This is a genomic window from Streptomyces sp. NPDC055287 (assembly GCF_053646035.1).
This window is the reverse complement of sequence record NZ_JBSHNE010000009.1, coordinates 1-26,450: the sequence shown is the minus strand read 5'-3', so window position 1 is coordinate 26,450 and position 26,450 is coordinate 1. Positions and strand designations below refer to the sequence as shown.

18 protein-coding genes and 1 pseudogene are annotated in these 26,450 nt (G+C 72.3%); 13 read left to right on the top strand and 6 right to left on the bottom strand.

What is annotated here, in order from left to right; all coding sequences use genetic code 11:
* Window positions 1–268 precede the first annotated feature (268 nt).
* Complete coding sequence (gene pcrA / locus ACWIHY_RS16295; RefSeq protein ID WP_454376327.1) at window positions 269–2,719, top strand: DNA helicase PcrA; 2,451 nt, start codon at window positions 269–271, stop codon at window positions 2,717–2,719.
* 127 nt (window positions 2,720–2,846) lie between these two features.
* Here the strand turns inward: pcrA and ACWIHY_RS16290 are convergent, their stop codons facing one another.
* Both ACWIHY_RS16290 and ACWIHY_RS16285 read right to left on the bottom strand, forming a co-directional pair.
* Window positions 2,847–4,475 (bottom strand): peptidoglycan DD-metalloendopeptidase family protein, encoded by a 1,629-nt coding sequence (locus ACWIHY_RS16290; protein WP_454376326.1) that lies wholly within the window; start codon window positions 4,473–4,475, stop codon window positions 2,847–2,849.
* A gap of 224 nt (window positions 4,476–4,699) precedes the next feature.
* Complete coding sequence (locus ACWIHY_RS16285) at window positions 4,700–5,560, bottom strand: esterase/lipase family protein (RefSeq protein WP_454376325.1); 861 nt, start codon at window positions 5,558–5,560, stop codon at window positions 4,700–4,702.
* 361 nt (window positions 5,561–5,921) lie between these two features.
* Between ACWIHY_RS16285 and ACWIHY_RS16280 the strand changes: the two genes are divergently transcribed.
* Window positions 5,922–6,335 (top strand): cobalamin B12-binding domain-containing protein, encoded by a 414-nt coding sequence (locus ACWIHY_RS16280; RefSeq protein WP_028812291.1) that lies wholly within the window; start codon window positions 5,922–5,924, stop codon window positions 6,333–6,335.
* A 107-nt stretch (window positions 6,336–6,442) separates the two neighbouring features.
* Here ACWIHY_RS16280 and ACWIHY_RS16275 read toward each other — a convergent pair whose 3' ends face one another.
* Together ACWIHY_RS16275 and ACWIHY_RS16270 are read right to left on the bottom strand one after the other, a co-directional pair.
* Complete coding sequence (locus ACWIHY_RS16275) at window positions 6,443–8,179, bottom strand: DUF5691 domain-containing protein (RefSeq protein ID WP_454376324.1); 1,737 nt, start codon at window positions 8,177–8,179, stop codon at window positions 6,443–6,445.
* A 16-nt stretch (window positions 8,180–8,195) separates the two neighbouring features.
* A complete protein-coding gene (locus ACWIHY_RS16270; RefSeq protein WP_454376323.1) occupies window positions 8,196–9,536 on the bottom strand; it encodes an SWIM zinc finger family protein in 1,341 nt (446 codons plus the stop codon).
* Between the two features lie 134 nt (window positions 9,537–9,670).
* Here ACWIHY_RS16270 and ACWIHY_RS16265 point away from each other — a divergent pair, with 134 nt between their 5' ends.
* The 8 genes and pseudogenes from ACWIHY_RS16265 (at window position 9,671) to sucD (ending at window position 19,537) form a co-directional block, all read left to right on the top strand.
* On the top strand, window positions 9,671–10,096 hold the full coding sequence (locus ACWIHY_RS16265) for a hypothetical protein (protein ID WP_454376322.1): 426 nt from the start codon (window positions 9,671–9,673) through the stop codon (window positions 10,094–10,096).
* Window positions 10,097–10,198: 102 nt separating this feature from the next.
* On the top strand, window positions 10,199–11,320 hold the full coding sequence (locus tag ACWIHY_RS16260; RefSeq protein ID WP_454376321.1) for an ATP-binding protein: 1,122 nt from the start codon (window positions 10,199–10,201) through the stop codon (window positions 11,318–11,320).
* Window positions 11,317–13,617, top strand: a pseudogene (locus ACWIHY_RS16255) (DUF5682 family protein); the annotation flags it as partial. The gene ACWIHY_RS16260 and the pseudogene ACWIHY_RS16255, both read left to right, overlap by 4 nt.
* A gap of 321 nt (window positions 13,618–13,938) precedes the next feature.
* The gene (locus tag ACWIHY_RS16250) at window positions 13,939–15,000 is read left to right on the top strand and encodes a VWA domain-containing protein (RefSeq protein WP_454376529.1); all 1,062 of its coding nucleotides are present in this window, start codon (window positions 13,939–13,941) and stop codon (window positions 14,998–15,000) included.
* A 122-nt stretch (window positions 15,001–15,122) separates the two neighbouring features.
* Window positions 15,123–15,977 carry a hypothetical protein gene (locus ACWIHY_RS16245; protein WP_454376320.1) on the top strand — a complete coding sequence of 285 codons (855 nt, stop codon included), beginning with the start codon at window positions 15,123–15,125 and terminating at the stop codon, window positions 15,975–15,977.
* Window positions 15,978–16,087: 110 nt separating this feature from the next.
* On the top strand, window positions 16,088–17,053 hold the full coding sequence (locus ACWIHY_RS16240) for a hypothetical protein (protein WP_454376319.1): 966 nt from the start codon (window positions 16,088–16,090) through the stop codon (window positions 17,051–17,053).
* Between the two features lie 396 nt (window positions 17,054–17,449).
* Window positions 17,450–18,631 (top strand): ADP-forming succinate--CoA ligase subunit beta, encoded by a 1,182-nt coding sequence (sucC, locus tag ACWIHY_RS16235; RefSeq protein ID WP_454376318.1) that lies wholly within the window; start codon window positions 17,450–17,452, stop codon window positions 18,629–18,631.
* Window positions 18,632–18,652: 21 nt separating this feature from the next.
* Window positions 18,653–19,537, top strand: coding sequence for a succinate--CoA ligase subunit alpha (gene sucD / locus ACWIHY_RS16230; protein WP_454376317.1), 885 nt, complete (start codon window positions 18,653–18,655; stop codon window positions 19,535–19,537).
* A gap of 116 nt (window positions 19,538–19,653) precedes the next feature.
* Here the strand turns inward: sucD and ACWIHY_RS16225 are convergent, their stop codons facing one another.
* Window positions 19,654–20,928 carry a helix-turn-helix domain-containing protein gene (locus ACWIHY_RS16225; protein ID WP_454376316.1) on the bottom strand — a complete coding sequence of 425 codons (1,275 nt, stop codon included), beginning with the start codon at window positions 20,926–20,928 and terminating at the stop codon, window positions 19,654–19,656.
* 116 nt (window positions 20,929–21,044) lie between these two features.
* Here ACWIHY_RS16225 and ACWIHY_RS16220 point away from each other — a divergent pair, with 116 nt between their 5' ends.
* Window positions 21,045–23,012: a cell division protein PerM gene (locus ACWIHY_RS16220; RefSeq protein ID WP_454376315.1), complete on the top strand. Its 1,968-nt coding sequence runs from the start codon at window positions 21,045–21,047 to the stop codon at window positions 23,010–23,012.
* Window positions 23,013–23,070: 58 nt separating this feature from the next.
* Here ACWIHY_RS16220 and ACWIHY_RS16215 read toward each other — a convergent pair whose 3' ends face one another.
* Window positions 23,071–23,868, bottom strand: coding sequence for a hypothetical protein (locus ACWIHY_RS16215; RefSeq protein WP_454376314.1), 798 nt, complete (start codon window positions 23,866–23,868; stop codon window positions 23,071–23,073).
* Between the two features lie 264 nt (window positions 23,869–24,132).
* Between ACWIHY_RS16215 and purN the strand changes: the two genes are divergently transcribed.
* Window positions 24,133–24,780 (top strand): phosphoribosylglycinamide formyltransferase, encoded by a 648-nt coding sequence (gene purN, locus ACWIHY_RS16210; protein WP_454376313.1) that lies wholly within the window; start codon window positions 24,133–24,135, stop codon window positions 24,778–24,780.
* Window positions 24,777–26,339 carry a bifunctional phosphoribosylaminoimidazolecarboxamide formyltransferase/IMP cyclohydrolase gene (purH, locus tag ACWIHY_RS16205; RefSeq protein ID WP_454376312.1) on the top strand — a complete coding sequence of 521 codons (1,563 nt, stop codon included), beginning with the start codon at window positions 24,777–24,779 and terminating at the stop codon, window positions 26,337–26,339. The genes purN and purH overlap by 4 nt, the downstream gene beginning before the upstream one ends.
* Window positions 26,340–26,450: the final 111 nt, after the last annotated feature.

Genomic DNA, 26,450 nt, shown 5'->3' with positions numbered 1-26,450 from the left:
CCGATACGTTTTCGTGACCTGGCCGAGCCGGTTCCGTTGCGAACCGCCCGGCGCCGGGAGCGGGGCCGCTGTCAGGGGTCGCGGCCGGGTGTCGCGCCGTACGTGCGCGGGTGGCACGGCCAGGGTGTCGCGCCGTACGTGCGCAAGGTCACACGCGGCGGCGCGCCGCACGCGAGCGTGCCGGGCACGGGCTTCCCCCGGTCCGATCTCCGCGGCCGGGGAGAATCCGGGGCGGGCTGTCGGTGGTCCCGCCTAAGCTTGGTAGACGATGAGCAGCCTCTTTGACGACAGCTTCCTGGCCGACCTTCAGCACGCGGAGGACCCGGCCCCGCCGCCCCCCGAGGACCACGCCCCGGAGGAGGTCCCGCACGACCTGTTCGGGGGTGCCTTCGACGCGCCTCCGGCGCCCAGGGACGCGCACTACAGGGACGGCGCGCCGCGCCCGGTCGTGGACGCCGCCGCGCTGCTCGACGGGCTGAACGAAGAGCAGCGCGCCGCCGTCGTGCATGCCGGATCCCCGCTGCTCATCGTGGCCGGCGCGGGCTCGGGCAAGACCCGGGTCCTGACCCACCGGATCGCGTACTTGCTGGCCAAGCGCGGTGTGCACCCCGGCCAGATCCTCGCGATCACCTTCACCAACAAGGCCGCCGGTGAGATGAAGGAGCGGGTGGAGCAGCTCGTCGGCCCGCGCGCGGGCCACATGTGGGTCTCCACGTTCCACAGCGCGTGTGTGCGCATCCTGCGCCGCGAGTCGAAGAAGCTCGGCTTCACGTCCTCGTTCTCGATCTACGACGCAGCCGACTCGAAGCGCCTGATGGCGCTCGTCTGCCGCGATCTGGATCTCGACCCGAAGCGCTTCCCGCCGAAGGCCTTCAGCGCCAAGGTCTCGAACCTGAAGAACGAGCTGATAGACGAAGAGACCTTCGCGGGCCAGGCCGCCGACGGCTTCGAGAAGACGCTGGCGCAGGCGTACGCGATGTACCAGGCGCGGCTGCGCGAGGCCAACGCGCTGGACTTCGACGACATCATCATGACCACGGTGCACCTGCTCCAGGCGTTCCCGGATGTCGCCGAGCACTACCGGATGCGCTTCCGTCACGTCATGGTCGACGAGTACCAGGACACCAACCACGCTCAGTACACGCTCGTGCGCGAACTGGTGGGTCCCTCGGGCGAGGGCCGGGCGCCGGGCGAGCTGTGCGTCGTGGGTGACGCCGACCAGTCGATCTACGCCTTCCGCGGCGCGACGATCCGCAACATCCTCCAGTTCGAGGAGGACTACCCGGACGCGAAGACGATCCTGCTGGAGCAGAACTACCGCTCGACGCAGACCATCCTCACCGCCGCCAACGCCGTCATCGAGCGCAACGAGAACCGCCGGCCCAAGAACCTGTGGACGGAGGCCGGCGCCGGCTCCCTGATCACCGGTTACGTCGCGGACACCGAGCACGACGAGGCGCAGTTCGTCGCGGAGGAGATCGACCGGCTGACGGACGCGGGCGACGCGAAGGCGGGCGACGTCGCCGTCTTCTACCGTACGAACGCCCAGTCCCGTGTCTTCGAAGAGATCTTCATCCGCGTCGGGCTGCCCTACAAGGTCGTCGGCGGCGTGCGCTTCTACGAGCGCAAGGAGGTCCGGGACGTGCTCGCGTATCTGCGCGTCCTGGCGAACCCCGAGGACACCGTTCCGCTGCGCCGCATTCTGAACGTACCGAAGCGGGGCATCGGCGACCGGGCCGAGGCGATGATCGACGCACTGTCGCTGCGCGAGAAGATCAGCTTCCCCCAGGCGCTGCGGCGCGTGGACGAGGCGTACGGCATGGCGGCCCGCTCGGCGAACGCCGTGAAGCGCTTCAACTCGCTGATGGAGGAGCTCCGTACGATCGTCGAGTCCGGCGCCGGGCCCGCCACGGTGCTGGAGGCGGTCTTCGAACGGACCGGCTACCTCGCCGAGTTGCAGGCGTCGACCGACCCGCAGGACGAGACGCGCATCGAGAACCTCCAGGAGCTCGCCGCCGTGGCCCTGGAGTTCGAGCAGGAGCGCGAGGGCGACGAGCCCGGGACGCTGGCCGAGTTCCTGGAGAAGGTCGCGCTCGTCGCCGACTCCGACCAGATCCCTGACGAGGACGAGGAAGGGTCGGGCGTCATCACGCTGATGACGCTGCACACCGCCAAGGGGTTGGAGTTCCCCGTGGTGTTCCTGACGGGCATGGAGGACGGCGTCTTCCCGCACATGCGCGCGCTCGGCCAGACGAAGGAGCTGGAGGAGGAGCGGCGGCTCGCGTACGTCGGCATCACGCGCGCCCGCGAGCGGCTCTACCTGACGCGCGCGTCGATGCGCAGCGCGTGGGGGCAGCCGTCGTACAACCCGCCGTCCCGGTTCCTGGAGGAGATCCCCGACACGTACCTGACGTGGAAGCGCAAGGGCGCGCAGATGCCGGCCGGGCCGGTGTCGGGCGTCGCCTCGTCGCTGTCGGCCTCGCTGGCCTCGCGGTCGCGGGGCGGGGGCGGCGGCGCTTCGGGATTCGCCACGCGGCGGACGTCGGACAAGCCGGTGGTCGCGCTGGTGGTCGGGGACCGGGTCACGCACGACCAGTTCGGGCTCGGCACCGTGATGACGGTGACGGGGACGGGGTCGGACGCGCAGGCGACGATCGACTTCGGCGACGAGCGGCCGAAGAAGCTGCTCCTGCGGTACGCGCCGGTCGAGAAGCTGTAGGAGAGCGGAAGTCCTGCTCTGCCGGGCCCCGGGGCGTTGAGCTCCGGGGTTCGGCGGAGGCCGCGAGGCGGCGGTTGTCGAGAGTTCGGGTTTCGGCGCCGGGGCCTGGGGCACCCGGGAGGTGCGCTCAGGTCGGGCTGAGGCCGTGGCTGCGGAGCCACGGCAGGGGGTCGATCGCCGACCCGCCGCCGGGACGCACCTCGAAGTGGAGGTGCGGGCCTGTGGAGTTGCCCGAGTTGCCCGAGTACGCGATGACGTCGCCGGCCTGGACCGAGCCGGAGCGGATCTTGGTGCTGCTGAGGTGGCAGTACCAGGTCTCCGTGCCGTCGGCGGCGGTCACTATCGCCATGTTTCCGTAGGCGGTGTTGTACTGCGTACGGACCGTGCCGTCGGTCGCGGCCATCACGGGAGTGCCGTACGAGACGGGGAAGTCGATGCCGGAGTGCACGGACATCCAGTTGACGCCCGCCTGGCCGTAGTACGCGCTCAGGCCGTGCTGCTCGACCGGCAGGGCGAACTTCGGGCGGGCGGCCTCCTTGCGCGCGGCCTCCTCGGCCCTGCGCTTCTTCTCCGCGGCCTGGCGTGCCTGGAGGTCGATACGTTCCTGCGTGCGGCTGGCGCGGTCGGCGAAGTCCTCGGCGTCCGTACTGAGATTGGCCAGCTGGGTGTCGAGCTTGTTGTTGACCGCGACGGGCTTCACCGAGCCCGGGTCGGCCGCCGAGGCCGTCGTGGTGGTGTCCTTCTTCTCCTCGGCGGGGGCGCCACCGCCGACGCTGCCGACCGAGGCGGCGGCGATGCCGGCCACGCCCATCACGCAGGCGGAGGGGACGGCGACGGTGAGGAGGGCGGAGCGTTTGGCGGGGGTACGGCGGCGGCCGCGGCCGGAGTTGCCGGCGCTGCGACGGGCTGAGCGGGGGCCGGGGGCGGCGGCTGTGGTCACTGCCGCGGCGGCCGGTGGGAGTTCGAGGTCCGGGTCGTTCTCCGGCTCGGGTTCAGGCTCGTGTTCGGGTGCGTACTCCGACGCGAATTCGTGCTCGGCCCCGGGCGTGTTGTCGGGCCGGTCGTGCGCCTCGTGCGGTGCGTGAGGTGCCTGCGACGCGTCGGCGTCGTACGCCGCCGGGTCCTCGGCCAGGTCGACCTGCGGGAACTCGGCTGTCTCGTAGAAGACTTGCTGCGGCGGGACGGTCTCGTACGCGCCGGTGTTGCCGTCCGTGTGCCCCGAGTTCCAGGCGGTGGCGTCGTACGCGCCGGTGTCGTAGACCGGCGTGGCGCTCCACTGGCCGGTGGCGTCGGCGGCCTGGGTGAACTGCGCCGTTTCGTACTGGCCTGTCTCGTACGGGCTGGTGCCGAAGCCGGTGGTCACATGGCCGGTTTCGTACGGACCGGGGGCGTACGGGGCGGTGTTGAGCTGCCCGGTGGTGAAGTGACTGGTGTCGAACTGCCCTGTCTGGTTCCAGGCGTTGGAGTCCCATTGGCCGGTGGACTGGGCCGGGATGTCGGCCGCGCTCTCATAGGCGGCGGTGGGCCAGGCTCCGGTGGTGCCGTCGTACTGCTGCTGCGTGTGCTGTGCACCGTACGCGTCGTAACCGACCGTCTGCTGGGCACCGGTGGCGTCCCACTGGGTGGTGTCGTACTGGCCGCTGTGGCCTGCCTCGTAGTGACTTCCCTGGTCGGGGAGCGCTCCGAAGAGGGGATCTGTTTGAAAGCTGCCGGTGGAGTAGCCGTCGTACCCGGCGTGGGCGTGCTGGTCGTCCACCAACTTCTCTCTCGCCTCGGCAATGCAGGACCTGTGGGGGCTGGGGTCCCGGGAGGGGCCCCAGAGGCAAAGCAGTGGCGCGACTGTACCCGGCGGTAAGGGACGGCGACAATCTTCGCCAGATTTTGCCCGCTCAGGAAACGGGCATTCGGCCGCCTTTTGGTGGACGGCGGGCACAGCTTTGGTGCTGCGTTCGACTGATGTTCGACCGGTGTTGGGCGAGTTCAGGCGACGGAGACCGTGCCTGAGGCGCCCGCTGCCGTGTCCTGCTCCTCGAGCGCCTGCCGGATGCCGGCGGCGACCGCCGGATGCACGGGCAGCGCAAGGTGGCCGATCCCTGTCACCCGTACGTTCTGGGCGATGAGATCCGGATGGCTGACGCACGCGGTTTCGACCGGGAGCATCAGCTGGTCGAGATCGCTCCAGAAGCTCACGAACCGGGTGCGGCAGGAGGGTGCGGGCCTGCTCAGCTCCTCGATCACGTCGGAGCCGGGGCGCATCTGGCGCACGATGGGGTGGGCGCTCATCGGCGGGGCGACGCTCGTGCCGCCGTGCGGGGTGCCGAGGGTGACGAGGGTGCGTACGCGCACGTCGCCACCGAGCCGTTGTACGTAGTACCGGGCGATCAGGCCGCCGAGGCTGTGGCCGACGATGTCGACCCGGGTGTGGCCCGTGCGGTCGCAGATCTCCTCCACGTGCCGGTGGAGCAGCTCGGCCGCCGTGCGGATGTCGCACGTGAGCGGGGAGTAGTTGAGAGATTCCAGGTGGCGCCAGCCGTGCCGGGCCAGGGAGCGGCGCAGTACGACGAAGACGGAGCGGTTGTCGACGAAGCCGTGGAGCAGCACCACGGGCGGGCGGTCCCGGCCGGTGGTGGCGAGCAGCGTGGTCTCTGGCGGTACGGGCGCCGGATCGGGGAGCGCGGGTGCCCGGGAGCGGCGTTCCTGGGCCATGCCGGAGGGGTAGAGCAGGAGGTGCCCGGCCAGGATCGCCAGTTCCAGGGCGGTGGCTCTCAGGAGCGCGGCCGAGAGGCGTAGCTGGGGCAGACAGGGCAGACAGGGCAGAAAGAAGAAGGGCAAGGGCCTCATGGCCGACCTCCTGAACGGCACGCAGGAGGCGGCTCCGTCCCCCGTGTGCCCTCATGGGGTGCCGTACTGAGGAACTCGGCGGCCGTCCCACCGTGCCGTGCGGCTGACGGCACGGTGGAACGGCGGCCTCGTCGCGGCTCCCCTTGCGTTCGTCCCGGCTGCTGCTGCGGCTGCTGCCGCCGTAGCGCCTGATGTGGCAGGAACGACGCATAGCGAACATGTCCCATGTGTGATTTCCCCCTCCCTGTCCACCGTGAAACGGGCGGTTGCGGGATGCTGTCGATAACGTTCGTTCACTTCCCCGTCCTCATCGGTGCGGGGCGCGTGCCAATGACGGCGCAGTCGGTACATGGAGGCAGTGATGGGTGTGACCGGGCCGATCCGCGTGGTGGTCGCCAAGCCGGGACTCGACGGACACGATCGCGGGGCGAAGGTCATCGCGCGGGCTCTGCGCGACGCCGGTATGGAGGTCATCTACACCGGGCTTCACCAGACGCCCGAGCAGATCGTGGACACCGCCATTCAGGAGGACGCCGACGCGATTGGGCTGTCGATCCTCTCGGGCGCGCACAACACGCTCTTCGTGAAGGTGATCGAGCTGCTCAAGCAGCGCGATGCGGAGGACATCAAGGTCTTCGGCGGCGGCATCATCCCGGAGGCGGACATCGCGCCGCTGAAGGAGAAGGGTGTCGCGGAGATCTTCACGCCGGGCGCGACGACGCAGTCGATCGTGGAGTGGGTCAACACTCACGTCCGGCAGGCGGCGCAGGCGTAGGTCCGGGCTGGGCCGGGCCGGCCGGGTCCGGCCGTGCTGGGACTCGGCACCGGAGCTTGTTCCGGTGCTCGGGGTCCGGGGCGAGCCCGCCCCGAGCGCCGGACGGCCTAGCCCTCCGACAGCTCCGTGAGCATCGCCGCCCTGAGGCGCAGGGTGCCTACGAGACGCTGGAAGGCCTCCGACCAGTAGCCGGCCGCGCCGGGCGACGCATCCTCCTGCTCGTCCGGCGTCGTCGTGAGCATCTCCAGGCGGCCCGCTTCCCCGGGGTCGAGGCAGCGCTCCGCCAGGCCCATCACGCCGCTGAAGCTCCACGGGTAGCTCCCCGCGTCCCGCGCGATGTCCAGTGCGTCGACCACCGCGCGGCCGAGCAGCCCCGCCCAGGGCACGGTGCACACCCCCAGCAGCTGGAACGCCTCCGACAGGCCGTGCGCCGCGATGAAAGCGGCCACCCACTCCGCCCGTTCGTCGTCCGGCAGCGTGGCCAGCAGCTTCGCCCGCTCGGCGAGAGACGACGTACCGGGGCCGGTCGCCGGTGGTGCAGAGGGCGCGCCGAGCAGTGCGCGGGACCAGTCGGCGTCCCGTTGGCGCACCGCCGCGCGGCACCAGGCGGCGTGCAGTTCCTCCTTCCAGCCGTCGGCCACGGGCAGCGCGACGATCTCCTGCGGCGTACGGCCGCCCAGCCGGCGCGGCCACGTGCGCAACGGGGCGGACTCGACCAGCTGGCCCAGCCACCAGGACCGCTCGCCCCGCCCCGCCGGGGGTTTGGGCGACAACCCGTCGGTCTGCATGTCCGCGTCGCACTCGTGCGGCGCCTCCACGGCGAGGCGCACGTCGCCGGTCGCGCGGCCGGACCGGTCCAGGCCGACGCACGTGGTGGCCCGCGCCGCCATCCGCCCGGCGAGCGCGGAGTCCGGCAGCGCGGAGAGCAGCTCGGCCGCGGTGGCCCGCACATTGCGGCTGCGGTCCGACAGGGCCTGTTCCAGGAACGGCTCGTCGGCGGCGGAGAGGCCGGCGCGCAAGGAGTCAAGGAACATCAGACGGTCCTCGGCTCGCTCGGTGGACCAGGTGCTGGTGAGCAGCGCGAGCGCGGCCGCCGGGTCCTGGGCGCGGACGGCGGTGAGGAGGCCGACGCGCTCGGCGAACAGGCCCTCCTCCCAGAGCCGGCATACGGCTGTCGTATCCCCGGGGTCGGGTGTCGCGCCGCTGCCCGACGCACCGCGCAGCGCGTAGCGCCAGTCCGGGTTCAGCCGGGCCAGCCACAGCCCGCGCGACCCCGCGAAGGCCAGCGCTTGCGGCCGTAGGTCGGTGCGGGCGCGGGCGGCGTCCAGCAGTGCGGGGAGCAGGGCCGGCGGCGCTTGGAAGCGGCGCCGGTTCGCGGCCGCGAGCCACTGGGGGAGCAGCTCGGTGAGGTCCGGCGCGGTGCCGCGCCTGCCCCCGGCGGCGGCGGGGGACGCGGAGCGGCCGGCCAGCAGTTGCGCCAGCCGGCGGCGGGCGGGCGGCGGCAGTGGGGGGCGCGGGTCGTGCGGGGCGGGGTCGGGGCGTGCGGCGGCGCGGGCGGGGAGCAGGGCCGCCCTGCGCCGTACGGTCTGCTGTGCGGCGGTGTCGAGCAGGGCGGCCGGGGCGTCCTTGCCGGGGGCCACCGCGCCGGGTGGCAGCGAGCGGCGATCGGTGCCCAGCAGGGCGGCGGTGACGAGCTTTTCCCACGCCACCGCTGCCGTGGCTCCCGGGGTGTCGGGAGGTGTAGCAGTGCTGCGGTGCGGGGAGCGCCGCGGCGCGTCCCCTGCTGGCAGCGTTGTGTGCGACGCGGGGGCGGGGTCCGGTGCCGGGTTGGTTTTGGTGGTCATGGCGGCCTCCGTACGGTCAGGGTTCGGTCAGCGGGACGGCTTCCGACGAGCCGTCGGACCAGGCCGTCAGCGGCGTGAAGCCGCGATGGCCGCACTCGCCGAAGACCGTGAGCGGGTCGCCGCCGGACAGGGCCGCGAGCTTCCACAGCCCTGGGCGGGACAGCGCTGCGGGAGCGACGGGCAGGGCGCGGCCGCCCTCCGCGTCGGCCAGCTGCCAGGTGTCGCCGGCGGGGACCGGTACGACGCGGCCGAGCGTCACCGGCCAGGATTCGAGCCACGGGTCGTCGCGCAGGGCGCTGCCGTAGGCATGGATCGCCTGGGTGGTGCCGATACCGGGGGGCGCGGCGTCCGCCGGAGCCTGGGAGGCCGGCCGCTCGTCCATTTCGGCCCTGAGTCGGCCCGCGCCCGGGTAGAACGTGAGCTCCGTATCGAGCATCAGGCCTGCGGGCAGCGAGACTTCGGGAGCCCGGCCCCCGGCTCCGAAGGACAGCACGAGGGCTGTCCGGCCCGACTGCCGTCCGTACAGCCATATGCGGCGGGTCACGAGCTTGCCGTCCGGGGTGTCGTACTGGGCCAGCACCAGCCAGCGGTCCCGGACCGGCGGCCCGCTTGCGGGCGCGGTGAGGCCCACGCGGCTGCGCACGGTCGCGGCCAGCGGCTCCGGCAGACGGTCGCGCGCCAGCCACGCCGCGTCCAGCAGATGCAGCAGCGCGCACTCCTCCAGAAGACGCGCCGGCCAGCCGGGCCCCGACGCCGGTACGGCGCCCAACTCCCTGACTCGTGCGGCCAGCCCCGGTGCCTGGGCGTCGACCATGCGGCGGGCCGTCTCCGCCCACAGTCCGTAGCCGGTCTGCTCGGCGGTGGCCAGGCCGCCGCGCAGCAGATCGGTCAGGCGCTGCTCCAGCTCCGAAGCCCCCAGGGTGATCCGCTCGGCGCGCTGTTCGGCCCGGCGTCTCGCCGCCTCCGGATCGGCGGTCCGCGTGGGTTGGGCCCGTTCGGCGTCCGCCTTCCTGCGTGCCTTCAGCCATTCCCCGGCCCAGTCCGGCATCTCCGTGTCCCGTACGGCCGGGTCGTCGGACGCCCAGAGCAGCAGCAGTCCCAGTGCGTGCTTGCAGGGGAACTTGCGGCTCGGACAACTGCACTTGCAGGCCGGGCTGCCACCCGCTGTGTCGATCACGGTGCGGTAGGGCGTGCTTCCGCTGCCCTTGCACAGCCCCCACACCGCCCCCGAACCGCTGCTCCCCGCCTCCGACCACGGTCCGGCCGTGCCGAGCCTGCTTCCCGATTTGCGTGACGCATCGTCAGGAGCCAAGGCCAGCACCTGTTCCGCAGTCCAGCGCACCCCCTGCTGATTCATGGGCAAGACGCTACGGGGCACCACTGACAATCGGCTCCGACCTGCGGGTTTGGCTGGTTGCCGTGACTTGACTTTACTTTGTCTTTGCGATTGGGTGCGACCTCCTGCCACATCCAGATCCGGGGGGATCTCACATGAACCGCTTCATCCGCACCGTTGTCTGTACCGCCGCTGTCACCGGTCTCGCCTTCGGCCTGGGCGCCTGCTCCGAGGCGACCGAAGCCGTCAAGGACGAGGCTGCCGAGCAGGTCGACAAGTCCATGGACGAGAAGTACGAAGTCACGTACGAGGTCACGGGCAAGGGCGTCGAGTCCATCGAGTTCGCGGGCGGCAAGGGGACGGCCATGGACCCGAAGATGGAGTCGGTCAAGAACCCCACCCTGCCGTGGAAGAAGACGGTCACGCTGCGCGGCATCATGCCGCCCGCGGTCTCCCCGATCAGCCTCAAGGACACCGCCGAGCTGACCTGCAAGGTCGTCTACAAGGGCGAGACGATCAAGGAAGCCGCCGGTGAGAAGGCCCTGCTCGGCTGCATCGCGGTCTCCCCGATCGTGAAGTAACCTCCGCAGGCCGTCATTTGGGCCCTGACCTGCGGCGACGGTCGATTGTCAGTGGCGTGGTGCACGGTGGATCCCACATCCGGGAAATCTGGAGGGGGATCCATGACCGTGCCCGAAATCAAGGCCGGCGCGAGTGCGGACAACGGCGAGGCCCTGCGGCCGCATGCCGAGGACGCCTTCGCCGACGAGCTCAAGGCGCTGGCCGCGGCCGACGACCGGCCGCGGCCCGCCCGGTGGCTCCTCTCGCCGTGGGCCGTCGCCACGTACCTGCTCGGCGGAACGCTGCCCGACGGCACGGTGATCACGCCCAAGTACGTGGGGCCGCGCCGGATCGTCGAAGTCGCCGTCACCACGCTCGCCACCGACCGTGCACTGCTGCTGCTCGGTGTGCCGGGCACCGCCAAGACCTGGGTGTCCGAGCACCTCGCGGCTGCCGTCAGCGGAGACTCCACGCTGCTCGTGCAGGGCACCGCGGGCACGCCCGAGGAAGCCATCCGCTACGGCTGGAACTACGCCCGGCTGCTCGCCCACGGGCCGAGCCGCGAAGCGCTCGTGCCCAGTCCCGTCATGCGCGCCATGGCCGACGGTATGACGGCGCGGGTCGAGGAGCTCACCCGCATTCCGGCGGACGTGCAGGACACCCTGATCACGATTCTGTCGGAAAAGACCCTGCCGATCCCGGAGTTGGGGCAGGAGCAACAGGCCGTCCGCGGCTTCAACCTGATCGCCACCGCCAACGACCGCGACCGCGGGGTCAACGACCTGTCGAGCGCCCTTCGGCGCCGGTTCAACACGGTGGTGCTGCCGCTTCCGGAGACGGCGGAGGCCGAGGTCGACATCGTGGCGCGCCGCGTCGACCAGATCGGGCGCTCGCTCGACCTGCCGGCCCCGCCCGACGGGTTCGACGAGATCCGGCGCGTGGTCACCGTGTTCCGCGAGCTGCGCGACGGCGTCACAACCGACGGGCGTACGAAGGTCAAGTCGCCCTCGGGGACGCTGTCCACCGCCGAGGCGATCTCCGTCGTCACCGGCGGCCTGGCCCTCGCCGCCCACTTCGGGGACGGCGTGCTGCGCTCCGGTGATGTGGCTGCGGGCATCCTCGGCGCGGTCGTGCGCGACCCGGCGGCGGACCGTGTCGTCTGGCAGGAGTACCTGGAGACGGTCGTCCGTGAGCGGGACGGCTGGAAGGACTTCTACCGCGCCTGCCGGGAGGTCTCGGGATGACGCCGGGCCCCCTGCTGCTGGGTGTGCGCCACCACGGACCCGGCTCGGCGCGTGCGGTGCGCCGGGCGCTCGACGCGGCGCGGCCCCGGGCCGTACTGATCGAGGGGCCGCCCGAGGCCGACGCGCTGCTGCCGCTCGCGGACGACGAGGCGATGCGCCCGCCCGTGGCCCTCCTCGCGCACGTCACGGACGACCCGCGCCGGGCCGCGTTCTGGCCGCTGGCGGAGTTCTCCCCGGAGTGGGTGGCGATCCGCTGGGCGCTCGGGCACGGCGTACCGGTGCGGTTCATCGACCTTCCGGCGGCGCACTCGCTGGCGCTGACGGAGGAGGCGGAGGAGGCGGAGGAGAAGGAGAAAGAGACGGCCGTGGCCGTCGACCCCGTGGGGGTGCTCGCGGAAGCTGCCGGGTACGACGATCCGGAGCGGTGGTGGGAGGACGTGGTCGAGCATCGCGGAGCCGGGGCCGCAGATCCGTTCGCGCCGTTCGCGGCGCTCGCCGAGGCCATGGGCGCCCTGCGCGAGACGTACGGAGACGGAGGCCACAGCCGCGACCGCGTCCGTGAGGCGTACATGAGGATCCAGTTGCGGTCCGCGCGCAAGGAATTCGGCGACGGCTTCGCCGTCGTGTGCGGCGCGTGGCATCTGCCGGCGCTCGGCGAGAAGGTCGCGACAGCCACCGCCGACCGAGCGGTGCTCAAGGGCCTGCCCAAGGTCAAGGCCGAGATGACCTGGGTGCCCTGGACCAATCGCAGGCTGGCCCGGCGCAGCGGATACGGGGCGGGTATCGACTCGCCCGGCTGGTACGGCCATCTCTTCGGCGCCGCCGACCGGCCTGTCGAGCGCTGGATGACCAAGGTCGCCGGGCTGCTGCGGGACGAGGACCGCCTGGTCTCCTCCGCCCATGTCATCGAGGCCGTTCGTCTCGCCGGGACGCTCGCCGTCATGCGGGGCAGGCCGCTCGCGGGGCTCACCGAGACGACCGACGCGGTGCGGGCCGTGATGTGCGAGGGGTCCGACGTACCGCTCGCGCTCGTGCACGACCGGCTCGTCGTCGGTGACGTTCTCGGAGAGGTCCCGGACACGGCGCCCGCCGTACCGCTGCAACGCGATCTGACCCGGACGCAACGCAGCCTGCGGCTCAAACCCGAAGCACAGGAGCGCGAGCTGGAGCTCGACCTGCGCAAGGAGAACGACGCGGCGCGCAGCCGACTCCTGCACCGGCTGAGGCTGCTGTCCATCGGCTGGGGCGAGCCGGCCGAGGCCCGGGGGAGCACGGGCACGTTCCGGGAGAACTGGCGGCTGCGCTGGGAACCCGAACTGTCGGTGCGCGTCGCGGAGGCCGGGGTGTGGGGCACCACGGTGCTCTCCGCGGCGACCGCCAAGGCCGAGACCGAGGCCGTGTCGGCCACCGCCCTCGCCGATGTGACCGCCCTGGCCGAGCGGTGCCTGCTGGCCGAACTCCCCGACGCCCTCCCGGTGGTCATGCGGGCCCTCGCGGACCGCGCGGCGCTGGACGCGGATGTCGGCCACCTCGCGCAGGCGCTGCCCGCGCTGGCCCGCTCACTGCGGTACGGCGACGTGCGGGGCACGGACACGGTGGCGCTGGGCGAGGTCGCCGCGGGTCTCGCCGAGCGGATCTGTGTCGGGCTGCCGCCCGCCTGCACCGGGCTCGACGCGGACGGCGCGGCGGACATGCGCCGCCACCTCGACGCGGTCCACGCGGCGATCGGCCTGCTGGCCGGGACCGCACCGGGCGAGCGTCGTGACGTACGCGGGCGTTGGTCGGCGGTACTGAACAGGCTTGCCCGGCGGGACAGCGTGGGCGGAGTGATCCGTGGCCGGGCGGCGCGGCTGCTGCTGGACGACGGGCGGCTCGCGGAGGACGAGGCGGCGCGTCTGATGTCACTCGCGCTGTCGCCCGGGACACCACCGGCCGACGCCGCGGCCTGGATCGAGGGCTTCGTCGGCGGGACGTCCGGCGGGGGAATGCTCCTCGTGCACGACGAGCGGCTCCTCGCCCTGATCGACGCCTGGCTGACCGGTGTGCCCGGCGAGGCGTTCACCGGCGTACTGCCCCTGCTGCGCCGTACGTTCGCGGCGTTCGAGCCAGGAGTTCGGCGCACTCTCGGGGAGCTGGTCCGGCGCGGACCGTCCGCCGCGCGTCCGGCGCGCACGGATCCCGGGGCGCCCGGTTTCGGCCCAGGCTTCGACGAGGAACGCGCCGACGCGGTGCTGCCGGTACTGGAGTTGCTGCTCGGAGTGGCGGACGCGGCCGACCCGGCCGACGCGGCCCGCCATGCGGGTGAGGACACGCGGGTGGGAAGTCGGGGCGCGGGGGCGGCCGCCGCGTTTCGGCAGTCGCCGGCCCGCCCCGGGGGCGACGCGTCAGCCCGCCCGGAGTGTGCGGACGCGCCCGGGGGGCGTGCGGGGGCCGGAGCTCGCGCCGGTTCGGGAACGGGCGGAGTGGGGAACGAGCGCGCCGCAGGCGCACCCGGACCGCTTCCGTTCCACACGGTCTCGGAAGCGCGCGGCGGGGAGCGGCTTCGACGGTGGCGGCTCGTGCTGGGCGGGGAGGCGGCCGACGGGACGGGGTGTGCGCTCGGCGGCCGGGACGCCGCCATGGACGGGGCGTTGGCCGCGCTGTACGGCGGCGGACGCGAGGCGACCGGCCGTTCTGGCGCCCGCTCGGCCGGCCTCGGCGGCTCCGCGCCCTCCGTCGCGCGCTGGCTCGGCGACATCCGTACGTACTTCCCGAGCACGGTCGTGCAGGTCATGCAGCGCGACGCCATCGAACGCCTCGGGCTGTCGGCGCTGCTGCTGGAACCCGAGATGCTGGAGGCCGTCGAGGCGGACGTACACCTCGTCGGGACCCTGCTCTCGCTCAACAAGGCGATGCCCGAGACGACCCGGGAGACGGCGCGCGCCGTTGTCCGCAAGGTCGTCGAGCAGCTGGAGAAGCGACTCGCCACCCGCACCAGGGCCACCCTGACCGGCGCCCTCGACCGCAGCGCCCGCGTGAGCCGCCCCCGTCACCGGGACATCGACTGGAACCGGACCATCCGGGCCAACCTGAAGAACTACCTTCCCGAGTACCGGACGGTCGTTCCGGAGCGGCTCGTCGGGTACGGGCGGGCGTCGCAGTCCGTGAAGAAGGACGTCGTCCTGTGCATCGACCAGTCCGGGTCGATGGCCGCGTCCGTCGTCTACGCCTCGGTGTTCGGCGCGGTCCTCGCCTCCATGCGCTCGGTCAGCACCCGCCTCGTCGTCTTCGACACCGCCGTCGTCGATCTCACCGACCAGTTGGAGGACCCGGTCGACGTCCTCTTCGGCACCCGGCTCGGCGGGGGCACGGACATCAACCGCGCCCTCGCGTACTGCCAGTCGCAGATCACCCGGCCCGCCGACACCGTCGTCGTGCTGATCAGCGACCTCTACGAGGGCGGCATACGGGACGAGATGCTGAAGCGGGTCGCGGCGATGAAGGCGTCGGGAGTGCAGTTCGTAGCCCTGCTCGCGCTCTCCGACGAAGGCGCTCCGGCGTACGACCGGGAGCACGCGGCAGCCCTGGCCGCACTCGGCGCCCCCGCCTTCGCCTGTACGCCGGACCTCTTCCCCGAGGTAATGGCGGCCGCGATCGAAAAACGACCCCTGCCCATACCGGACGTGGCGACTCATCAGTAACATCCGACTTGCGCGAACCCAGGAGGGACGTGCGAGCATCACCCCGTCGTTTCGTCACTCGCTGGTCCGCCGCTCGTCGTTCCGACACCCTGTCCGTTCCCCCTGTGAAGGCGCCGTTCTCCTTGACTGCCGCAGTTGCTCACCCCCTGACCGCCCTGCGCGTACTGCGCCGGGCGGGCCGGCGGCGTGCGCTGCGGGTGGTGTTCTTCCTGGGCGGCCTGCTGGCGCTGGGGTTCCTGTGGGGCGGTCAGGCGTACGCCGCCGAGGCACCGTCGCCGCTCCGCGATTCCACCGATGCGGTGGACGCGATCGCCCAGCTGGTCCCGGACGTCCCGGTGGACGTGCCGGCGCAGCGGAAGCCGGCGGCGCGCGAGGCCGGACAGGCCGTGCGCGAAATCGCGGAGCCGGTGGCCGACGTCGTACGGGGCGTCGCACGGCCCGTCGGCGAGCTGCGGGACCGCGTCGCCGAGCATCGGCCGGCCGTACCCGGGCTGCCGCAGTCACCGGTGGCGTTGGCGCCGCCCGTACCCGAACTGCCCGTGCCCACTGGGCAGGCCGCCGTGCCGGTGCCGCCTTCCGGCGGTGGTACGGAGCCGTCCGTCACGCCGGAGAAGGCCGTGCACCAGGGCTCCGGCGACCGGGCGCAGCCTGCCGCGAGCGGGTCCGCAGCCCGCACGACGGGTCAGGTCGAACCGGGCGCGTACCCGTACGAACTGTCCGCCCCGCAAGGCGATGACGCGGAACGCGGTCCGGGCCGCCCGGAGTGCGGGGAGGTGCCCGTACAGGCACCTGCCGGGCCGTGCGGTGACGGCGTACGGCAGACGGCCGGTGACGGGAACCCGTCGCGTTCCGGTGACAAGCACGCCGCCCCGTTCGCGCACGGCGCCCGGCTCGGGCTGGTGCGCGGAGCCACGCTGCCGGCGACCGCCTCACCGACGTACGACCGTCCGCACGAAATTCTCGAATTCCCCGGCTAGGGCAGACCGTCCCCGCTCAATGACCTGCCGCGCGGGGGCGGGACAGGTCTGCCCGCCATCCGGAAACCCCGGACAGCCAGCCGAACGAATTCGAAGGATCTGACACCAGCATGAACAAGAACATTCGCCGTTCCATCGCCGTCGCCGCCACCGCCGGTGGCATGTGGGCCCTCGGCACCGCCGCCGCGAGCGCGGCCGAGCTGCCCGTCTCGGTGCCGCTCTCCTCCCCCGACCAGGCGTCCGACGCCATAGAGGACGTCAACGTGGACGTCCCGGACCTGAATGTCCCGGACCTGAATGTCACGGACGTGGACGTCAAGAATGTGGACGTCAAGGACGTCAAGGACGTCGCGTCCGGCGCCCAGGATGTGCGGCACGACGCCGCGGCCGAGCTGCCCTCGTACGACCTGCCCGCCGCGCCCTCCCTGGCCGGAGCGCCGGACGTCGCCGAGGTCGCCCACGCCGAGGCCGACGCCGAGGTCGACTACCTCTTCGGCCCGCTGTCCGCCTTCACCTCGGAGCTGGAGCAGGCGCCGAACCACGCCCAGGGCCACGTCGGTCAGGTCCGCGCCGACGCCACCCCGCTCGCCCACGCCGTCGCCGAGGACACCTTGCCGCCCATCGCCGCCCGCGCGGTGCACGGCGTGCTCCCGGTCGCCGGCCAGGCGGTCGGCGACGTCGGCGGTCTCGCCCACGGCGCGGTCGGCGACGTGTCGCCGTTCGCTGGCGGCATCGTGAACGACGTTCCGCCGTTCGCCGGCGGCGTCGTCTCCGAGGTCGGCCCGTTCGCGGGCGGCGTCCACGGCGCCGTGCAGCCGCTCGTCCGGACCGTCGTCGACCACGTCGAGCCCGTCGCGTACGGAGTCGGCGGCAGCGCCCACACCCTCGCCCACGGTGTCGCCGGCGACGTGTCGCCGTTCGCCGGTGGCGTCGTGTCCGACGTCCAGCCGTTCGCGCAGGACCTGTCGGGCACCGTCGCCTCGGCCCCGCTCGCCGGCAACGCCGTCCACGGCGCCCAGGACGCCGCCGGTTCGGTCACCCCGGGCTACGCGTCGTACCTCACCCAGGGCATCTGACGCAGGGCACGCAAGACACGCAGGGCACGCAAGACACGCAGAGCAAGTAGGACGCGTACGGCGCGTACGACACCTGCGGCATCCGACCGGCGGGTCCGATGCATCCCGGGCGGTCTCCATTGGGGTGGAGGCCGCCCGGCTCCGTGTCTGCCGCTGCCGCCCGCCGCCGACGCGGTAGCACGTGCGCTCCGTGACCGGCTGTGACCGGTATCACCGCTCAGGTGTGATCTGCGATTTAGGGACCTGTGGCCCACGGGGATAACCTGCGAGACGGACATGCCGCGTACCGGACACCGTTACGCCTCCCTTGTGACTGCGCCGTCACGTTGCCCTTCGCGGCACGCCCATCGCATTCAAAGCAACGAACCGCGATCACCAGAAAAGGGACGGACGCGCGTGGACCTGTTCGAGTACCAGGCGAGGGACCTCTTCGCCAAGCACGGTGTACCGGTGCTGGCCGGTGAAGTCATCGAAACGCCTGAGGCGGCGCGCGAGGCCACCGAGCGGCTGGGCGGCAAGTCGGTCGTCAAGGCGCAGGTGAAGGTCGGCGGCCGCGGCAAGGCCGGCGGCGTCAAGCTCGCCGCGACGCCGGACGAGGCCGTCGCCCGGGCGACGGACATCCTCGGGATGGACATCAAGGGCCACACGGTCCACAAGGTGATGATCGCCGAGACCGCGCCCGAGATCGCCGAGGAGTACTACGTCTCGTACCTCCTCGACCGCACGAACCGCACCTTCCTTGCCATGGCGTCCGTCCAGGGCGGCATGGACATCGAGGAGGTCGCGGAGAAGACCCCCGAGGCCCTCGCGAAGGTCCCGGTCAACGCCAACGACGGCGTGACGATCGAGAAGGCCCGCGAGATCGTCGCCCAGGCGAAGTTCCCGGCCGAGGTCGCCGAGCAGGTCGCCGAGGTTCTGGTGACGCTGTGGGACACCTTCGTCGCCGAGGACGCGCTCCTCGTCGAGGTCAACCCCCTCGCGAAGGTCGCCGACGGCCGCATCATCGCGCTCGACGGCAAGGTGTCTCTCGACGAGAACGCCGACTTCCGTCAGCCCGGCCACGAGGCGCTCGAGGACAAGGCTGCAGCCAACCCGCTCGAGGCTGCCGCCAAGGCCAAGAACCTCAACTACGTCAAGCTCGACGGCGAGGTCGGCATCATCGGCAACGGCGCCGGTCTGGTCATGTCGACCCTGGACGTCGTCGCGTACGCCGGTGAGAACCACGGCAACGTGAAGCCCGCCAACTTCCTCGACATCGGTGGCGGCGCCTCCGCCGAGGTCATGGCGAACGGCCTGGAGATCATCCTCGGCGATCCGGACGTCAAGTCCGTGTTCGTCAACGTCTTCGGTGGCATCACCGCGTGTGACGAGGTCGCGAACGGCATCGTCCAGGCGCTTGAGTTGCTCAAGACCAAGGGCGAGGCTGTTACCAAGCCGCTGGTCGTGCGTCTCGACGGCAACAACGCGGAGCTGGGTCGCAGGATCCTCTCCGACGCGAACCACCCGCTCGTTCAGCGCGTGGACACCATGGACGGCGCGGCCGACAAGGCCGCCGAGCTCGCCGCGGCTGCGAAGTAAGGGACGAGGGACTCCAACACCATGGCTATCTTCCTCACCAAGGACAGCAAGGTCATCGTCCAGGGGATGACCGGCGCCACGGGCATGAAGCACACCAAGCTCATGCTGGCCGATGGCACCAACATCGTCGGCGGCGTGAACCCGCGCAAGGCCGGCACGACCGTCGACTTCGACGGCACCGAGGTTCCGGTCTTCGGCTCCGTCAAGGAAGCGATGGAGAAGACCGGCGCAGACGTGTCGGTTCTCTTCGTGCCGCCGGCCTTCGCGAAGGCCGCCGTCGTCGAGGCGATCGACGCCGAGATCCCGCTGGCCGTCGTGATCACCGAGGGCATCGCGGTCCACGACTCCGCCGCGTTCTGGGCGTACGCCGGTGCCAAGGGCAACAAGACCCGGATCATCGGTCCGAACTGCCCCGGTCTCATCACGCCGGGCCAGTCCAACGCCGGCATCATCCCGGGCGACATCACCAAGCCCGGCCGCATCGGTCTCGTGTCGAAGTCCGGCACGCTGACCTACCAGATGATGTACGAACTCCGTGACATCGGCTTCTCGTCCGCCGTCGGCATCGGTGGCGACCCGGTCATCGGTACGACGCACATCGACGCTCTCGCCGCGTTCGAGGCCGACCCCGACACCGACCTGATCGTGATGATCGGTGAGATCGGTGGCGACGCCGAGGAGCGTGCCGCGGACTACATCGCGAAGAACGTGTCGAAGCCGGTCGTCGGTTACGTCGCGGGCTTCACGGCGCCCGAGGGCAAGACCATGGGGCACGCCGGAGCCATCGTCTCCGGTTCTTCTGGCACCGCACAGGCCAAGAAGGAGGCCCTCGAGGCCGCGGGCGTCAAGGTGGGCAAGACGCCCACCGAGACGGCCAAGCTGGCTCGCGCCATTCTGGCGGGCTAGTACACCGCTGCCTCCGCCGGTTCCCGGCGGTGGTGCGGTGGCGTGGTGACGCGCGCTCAGGCGTCGCAGTGCGGGCCCGTATCCCCCGGTCAGGGGGGTACGGGCCCGCCCGCGTTTCAGCGTGCTTCCGGGACCAGGCGGGCCGGGCCCGTCACGGGTGCCGAGTGCAGCATGCTCCGCAGGTCCTCGTCCTCGGGGGTGAGCGGCTGCGGGCCGCCGCGCACCGGAACGCCGCCCACGGGTTCGCCGCGGGCCAGCGGGGGCTCGTACCGCGTCGGGGCTGTGGCCAGGGTGAAACCCGTGGCGCCGACGATCATCGCCGTGAAAAAGAGGGCCGCGCGCGTCCAGAACCGCGTCCTGCGCTCGCTGCCCGCCCTTACGGCTCGGGCGGGCGGCAGTCTGACGGACGGCGCCGTGCCGATCTCGGCCAGCTGGCCCAGGCGTTCCCGCAGCAGCGCGGACTGTTCGGCGGGGGTGCCGGCGTCGGCCAGCTCGGGCAGCCGCCGGGCGATCGCGTCGCGTGCGTTGAGGAGGCGTCGCGCCGCCGCGGGGGTGCTCGCCTCCGTCTCGGCCGCCGTGTCGGGGAGGTCGAGGCCCAGGCCGTCGTACAGCAGGAGTGTCCGGCGGTGGGCGGGGGGGAGCTCGAGCAGGGCCTTGAGCAGGACGCGGCGGTCGCGGTCGGAGGGCGGGCGCTCGGGGCGCCTGTGCGCGCGGCGCAGGCGGTGCCAGGGGGAGAGCGCGTATTCGTACGCCGCCGCCCTGACCCAGCTCGCCGGGTCGCGGTCGGTCGCCACGGCGGGCCAGCGCTCCCAGGCCAGGCGGAAGGCGTACTCGACGGACTCGCGGGCCATGGGCCGGTTTCCTGTGAGGAGGTACGTCTGGCTCAGCAGGGCGGCGGCGGAGTGGGCGTAGAGGGCATCGAAGGCCTGGGCGGGGGTGAGGGGCTCGGCGGGGTGTGGTGAGGGGGGCGGTGGCGCGGCGGTGGACTCCGGGCCCGGGTCCTCGCTGGTGGCGGGTTCCGGGGGCGCGGGGTCGGTGCCGCGCTCTGGCGTCTCCTCGGGTGCAGAACGTTCGGGTACCGCGTCGATCCGTTCGCGGTCGTCGCTTTCGGCGCCCTGCGGGGAGCGCCCCGGAACGTCCCCTCCTGGCGCCGTGAGGAGCGGAGCGGGGTGGGGCGCGTCCCGGAAGGAGGCCAGCAGCTTGGCGTACGCCGCTCGCTTGCGGCGCTTGGGGTTCGCCCGGCCGGATTCCCATGCCTTGATCGTCTCGCGGGTGACGCCCAGGGCGGCCGCTACCTGCTCCCGGGTCAGCGATTGCGCCTCGCGCAGCCTCCGGCGCTCCTTGGGGGAGGGCAGCGGCGCGGCGTGGGCGGTTTCGGTGCCCTGCGTCATGAAAGTCCCTCCGCAGCGCTACGCCGGACGAAAAAGTACATAAACGTATATTGAGCGACACGGCAGTCATTCGCCCGTTACATGGATTAAGCGCGTGTCGTTGACAGCATGGGCGGGTGACTCAAGTGACCCATCGCGGTACCTGGTTGCCGTCCGCGCACAGCCGCTCCTCCGTGCAGGCCGCCTGTTTCGTGCGCGGAGTGATCGCTGCCGGGCTCGGTCTCGGCTCGCTCGCCGTTCTGGTGATGGTGCTGTGGATCAGCTCGCCCTACCCCGACAGCGGACCCGGCGGGGCGTTGCGCCTCGCCGCCGGGTTGTGGCTGCTCGCCCATGGGGTCGAACTCGTCCGGTACGACACGCTCTCCGGCGGACCCGCGCCCGTCGGGCTGACTCCGATGCTGCTGATCGCCCTGCCGCTGTGGCTCACCCACCGGGCCGCCCGGGATGCGATGGATGGGGAGGGAGACGAGGAGGGGGAGGGGGAGGGGAGCGTGGGTGGGGATGGTCGTGCTTATGGGGCGCCAGGGGATGTGGCGTCTGCGGGGGCGGCCTTTCTCGGTGTGGTGAGTGGGTACGTGGGTGTGGGTGTTTTCGCCGTGTTCTACGCGCACGGGGGGCCGCTACCCGCAGGGCTTGTCAGTGCGGCGGTGCATCTGCCCCTCGTCGCGGCCGCGGGTGCGGCCGGTGGTGTGTGGACGGCCAACGGGCGGCCGCGCGGGCCGCTGCCCGGGTGGGTGCCGGGGGGCGCGCGGGAGGCCCTCGTGCGCCCCTGGCTCCGGGTCGCGCTGCGGGCCGCCGGGGCCGGGGTCGTGGCGCTGACCTGCGGTGGATCGGTGCTCGCGCTGGCGTCGCTGGTGTGGCACGCGGGGGCGGCGCAGGGGGCGGTTCTGCAGCTGGCGGGGGACTGGTCGGGGCGGCTCGCGGTACTGCTGCTGGTTCTGGCGCTCGCACCGAATGCCGCCGTGTGGGCCGCCGCGTACGGGCTCGGTCCCGGGTTCGCGCTCGGTGCCGGTGCGACCGCCGCGCCGCTGGGCGTGGTGGGGCCACCGGCGCTTCCGCACTTTCCGCTGGTCGCCGCCTTGCCGGCCGGGGAGGCGGCGACGCCGGTCCACTGGGCGACGTTGGCCGTGCCGGTGGTGGGTGCGGGCGCCGTCGCGTGGTTCACCGTACGCACGGCGGCGCCGCCGTTCGCCGTACGGGAGGAAGCGTGGACGCTCCGGGAAACGGCCGCCACGGCGGCGCTCGCGGGCTCAGGGTGCGGGATGGCGATGGCGGTACTGGCGGCCCTGGCCGCAGGGCCGCTGGGGGTGGGGGCGCTGGCCGAGTTCGGGCCGGTGTGGTGGCGTACGGGCGGGGCGGCGGTGGTGTGGACCGTGACGCTGGGCGTCCCGGCCGCGCTGATCCTGCGTGTGTGGCGCTTGCGCGACCGTACGCCGCGCTCCTGGCGGAGGGCGGCGAGGGCGGAGGCGGCTGCCGCGAGGGAGGCCGGTCCGGCGAAGCGCGGGTGGTGGCGGCGCGGTTCCGCCGAGGAACCGCGGCTCGTGCGCGAGGCCGAGGCGACGGTGGGCGGGGGCAGGCGCGGGTGGTGGCGGCGTGGCTCCGGGCCGGAGTCGGGTGCGCAACAGGTGGAGGAAGTGGCCAATGGTGCGAAGCGGGGTTGGTGGCGGCGGGGGAGAGAGGTTGCCGCCGTCACGGATTCGGCCGATGTCGCGCCGTGGTGGCGTCCCGGCGGGCGCGGCTCCGTCGGCGACGACGTGTCGGGACCGTACGACAGCGAAGCCGATTTCCTGCCCATCGGGGACCCCGGGGCCACGGTCGGCGTCGACTGGCGCGACAGCGGAGTGCGCGAGGTGAGGTGGGCGACCCTGAAGGAGTCGTCCGGCGGTCCGATGGCCGGTTTCCCCGCCGCCCCGGCACCTCATGAGCCGCAGACCCCGGGCCCGCAGGCGCGCCGGGACCCCGGCCTGCCCCCCGGGGGGCGGCTCCCGAAGCCCGTGGAGCCGCCCGGATCACCCCTGCCCCCGGCTACGGCTCCGCCCGGCGAACTGCCGGACGGTCCTGCCGGACGGGAGGAGCCGCGGTAGCCGGCTCAGTCCGGCAGGCGTGGGGGCTTGCAGGCGTGGGGGCTTGCAGGCGTGGGGCCTACTCCTTTACGCCGAAGACCGGGCGCAGGGGCTTGGGCAGCAGGTCGTTGCAGGACACCTGGGCGGACTGGGTCAGGGAGTCCTGCACACACGTGTAGTAGTCGCGGTAGACCAGCTGCACCGTGAACGTCGTCGCCACGATCGTCAGCGCCAGCGCAGCCGTGACCAGGCCGCTCACCGCCGCCGTCGTCTGCTGCTTGGTGCTGCCGGGCGCCTGCGCCGTAGCGGGCGTGGTCGGCGCGGCGGTGCGCGCGGTGGCCTCCTGGTCGCGGCGGGGCTTCGCACGCAGCGAGCTGATGCCCCAGTACAGGGCCAGCGCGCCCAGCAGCAGCGCGACCTCGGGGAGGTCGAACAGCGCGAAGAAGAACGCCCACATGCCGGACAGCAGCGCGTAGCGCGCCCGGCGCTGCGCGGGGTCCGTGGGATCCCAGCGCAGTCCCGGGCCGCTGCCGCCGCCCTGGCCGCCCGGCCCCTCGGGCTCGCCCTGGCGTTTGGGACCGCCGAATCCGCCGCTCTGGCGGCCGGGCTGGCGCGGGCTCCACTGGCTGGACGGCGGGGTGTTCTGCTGGTCCGCGTCGTCGTCCTGGCCACCGTCGTTCGCCGGCCTGCGCGGCTGCCACGGCTGGTCGGGCTGCCCCTCGGGGGGCGGCGCGAAGGGATTGTCGTCGCCCTGCGGCGACGGAGGCGGGGTCGACGAGGACTGGCGTTCCCGCAGCAGCAACTGAGAACCCCGCTGTCCGGCATGCGTCGCGGAAAGCGGCAGGCGGAGAGCCGCGCGGCGGCGTCGGTCCGTCATCTGGTGAACGTCTTCCCCTCAGACCCGGTGCACAGAGGGTCTTGTGTGTCGATCTGTTCCCGTCCGGAGACGGATTGTCCCAGTCCGCAGAACGAACCTGTCCCCTGACGCTACCTCCCGGCCACGTACCCGTCCCGTGGGGGCCGCTCGGTGTGCCGGTATCGTTGCCGACGGTTGGCGTCTTCGTAGAGTTCCCCGTATCGGGGGGCGCGATTCGTTCGTACGACCATACAAACCGCACCATCCGCGAGAAAGAGACCCGCTGTGGCCTCCCCGCCCCCTTCCTCCCGTCCCCCCGGCACCCCCGCCCGCCTCGTCGTGCTGGTCTCCGGCTCCGGTACGAACCTCCAGGCCCTGCTCGACGCGATCGGCGCCGATCCGGCGGCGTACGGCGCCCAGGTCGTGGCCGTCGGCGCCGACCGGGACGGGATCACGGGCCTCGAGCGTGCCGAGCGCGCCGGGCTCGCGACCTTCGTCTGCCGCGTGAAGGACTACGCCTCGCGCGAGGAGTGGGACGCGGCGCTGGCCGAGGCCACGGCGGCGTACGAGCCCGATCTGGTCGTCTCGGCCGGCTTCATGAAGATCGTGGGCAAGGAATTCCTCGCCCGCTTCGGCGGCCGGTTCGTGAACACACACCCTGCCCTGCTGCCCAGCTTTCCCGGGGCCCACGGCGTACGCGACGCACTCGCGTACGGCGCGAAGGTCACCGGATGCACGGTCCACTTCGTCGACGACGGTGTCGACACCGGCCCGATCATCGCGCAGGGCGTGGTCGAGATCCGGGACGAGGACAACGAAGTCGCTCTTCATGAGCGGATCAAGGAAGTCGAGCGACGGCTGCTCGTCGATGTCGTGGGGCGCCTGGCCCGTAACGGCTTTCACATTGAGGGACGAAAGGTAGTTATCCAGTGACCGCCGAAGGTACGAAGCGGCCCATCCGCCGCGCGTTGGTCAGCGTCTACGACAAGACGGGCCTCGAGGAGCTGGCCCGCGGCCTGCACGAGGCGGGCGTCACCCTGGTCTCCACCGGCTCCACCGCCGGGAAGATCGCCGCCGCCGGCGTCCCGGTCACCAAGGTCGAGGAGCTCACCGGCTTCCCCGAGTGCCTCGACGGCCGGGTCAAGACGCTGCACCCGCGCGTCCACGCCGGCATTCTCGCCGACCTGCGGCTCGACGCGCACCGCGCGCAGCTGGAGGAGCTGGGCATCGAGCCCTTCGACCTCGTCGTCGTGAACCTGTACCCGTTCAAGGAGACCGTCGCCTCCGGCGCGACCGCGGACGAGTGCGTCGAGCAGATCGACATCGGCGGTCCCTCGATGGTCCGCGCCGCCGCCAAGAACCACCCCTCTGTGGCAGTTGTCACCAGCCCCGAGCGGTACGCCGACGTCCTCGACGCCGTCAAGGGCGGCGGGTTCGACCTGACGACGCGCAAGCGGCTCGCGGCCGAGGCCTTCCAGCACACGGCGGCGTACGACGTCGCGGTCGCGTCCTGGTTCGCCGCCGACTACGCGGCCGCCGACGACAGCGGCTTCCCGGACTTCCTCGGTTCGACGTACGCGCGCAAGAACGTGCTGCGGTACGGCGAGAACCCGCACCAGCCCGCGGCCCTCTACACCTCCGGCACGGGCGGCCTCGCCGAGGCGGAGCAGCTGCACGGCAAGGAGATGTCGTACAACAACTTCACGGACACGGAGGCCGCTCGCCGGGCCGCGTACGACCAGAGCGAGCCGTGTGTCGCGATCATCAAGCACGCCAACCCGTGCGGCATCGCCGTCGGCGCGGACGTCGCCGAGGCGCATCGCAAGGCGCACGCCTGTGACCCGCTGTCCGCCTTCGGCGGCGTGATCGCCGTCAACCGGCCGGTGTCCGTGGAGATGGCCGAGCAGGTCGCCGAGATCTTCACCGAGGTCATCGTCGCCCCGGCGTACGAGGACGGCGCCGTCGAGGTGCTGGCCCGCAAGAAGAACATCCGCGTGCTGGTCTGTCCCGACGCTCCGTCCGACGAGGTGGAGGTCAAGGCGATCGACGGCGGCGCGCTGCTCCAGGTCACCGACCGGCTCCAGGCCGGGGGCGACGACCCGTCGACCTGGACGCTCGCCACGGGCCAGGCACTGTCCGACGCTGAACTCGCCGAGCTGGCTTTCGCCTGGCGCGCCTGCCGCGCCGTGAAGTCCAACGCGATCCTGCTCGCCAAGGGCGGTGCGTCGGTGGGTGTCGGCATGGGGCAGGTCAACCGTGTCGACTCCGCGAAGCTCGCGGTGGAGCGTGCGGGCGAGGAGCGCGCGAACGGTGCGTACGCCGCCTCCGACGCGTTCTTCCCGTTCCCGGACGGGCTCGAGATCCTGCTGAACGCGGGCGTCAAGGCCGTGGTCCAGCCCGGCGGTTCGGTCCGCGACGAGCAGGTCGTCGAGGCCGCGAAGCAGGCGGGCGCGACGATGTACTTCACGGGCACGCGGCACTTCTTCCACTGACGCACCACGCACGAGAGGCCGCGCCCCCCACCGGGTGGGCGGCGCGCCGGGGGGGTGCGTGACGTAGTGATGAACACGGTGGCGGCGGCACCGTCGTGCCCGCCCAGCAGC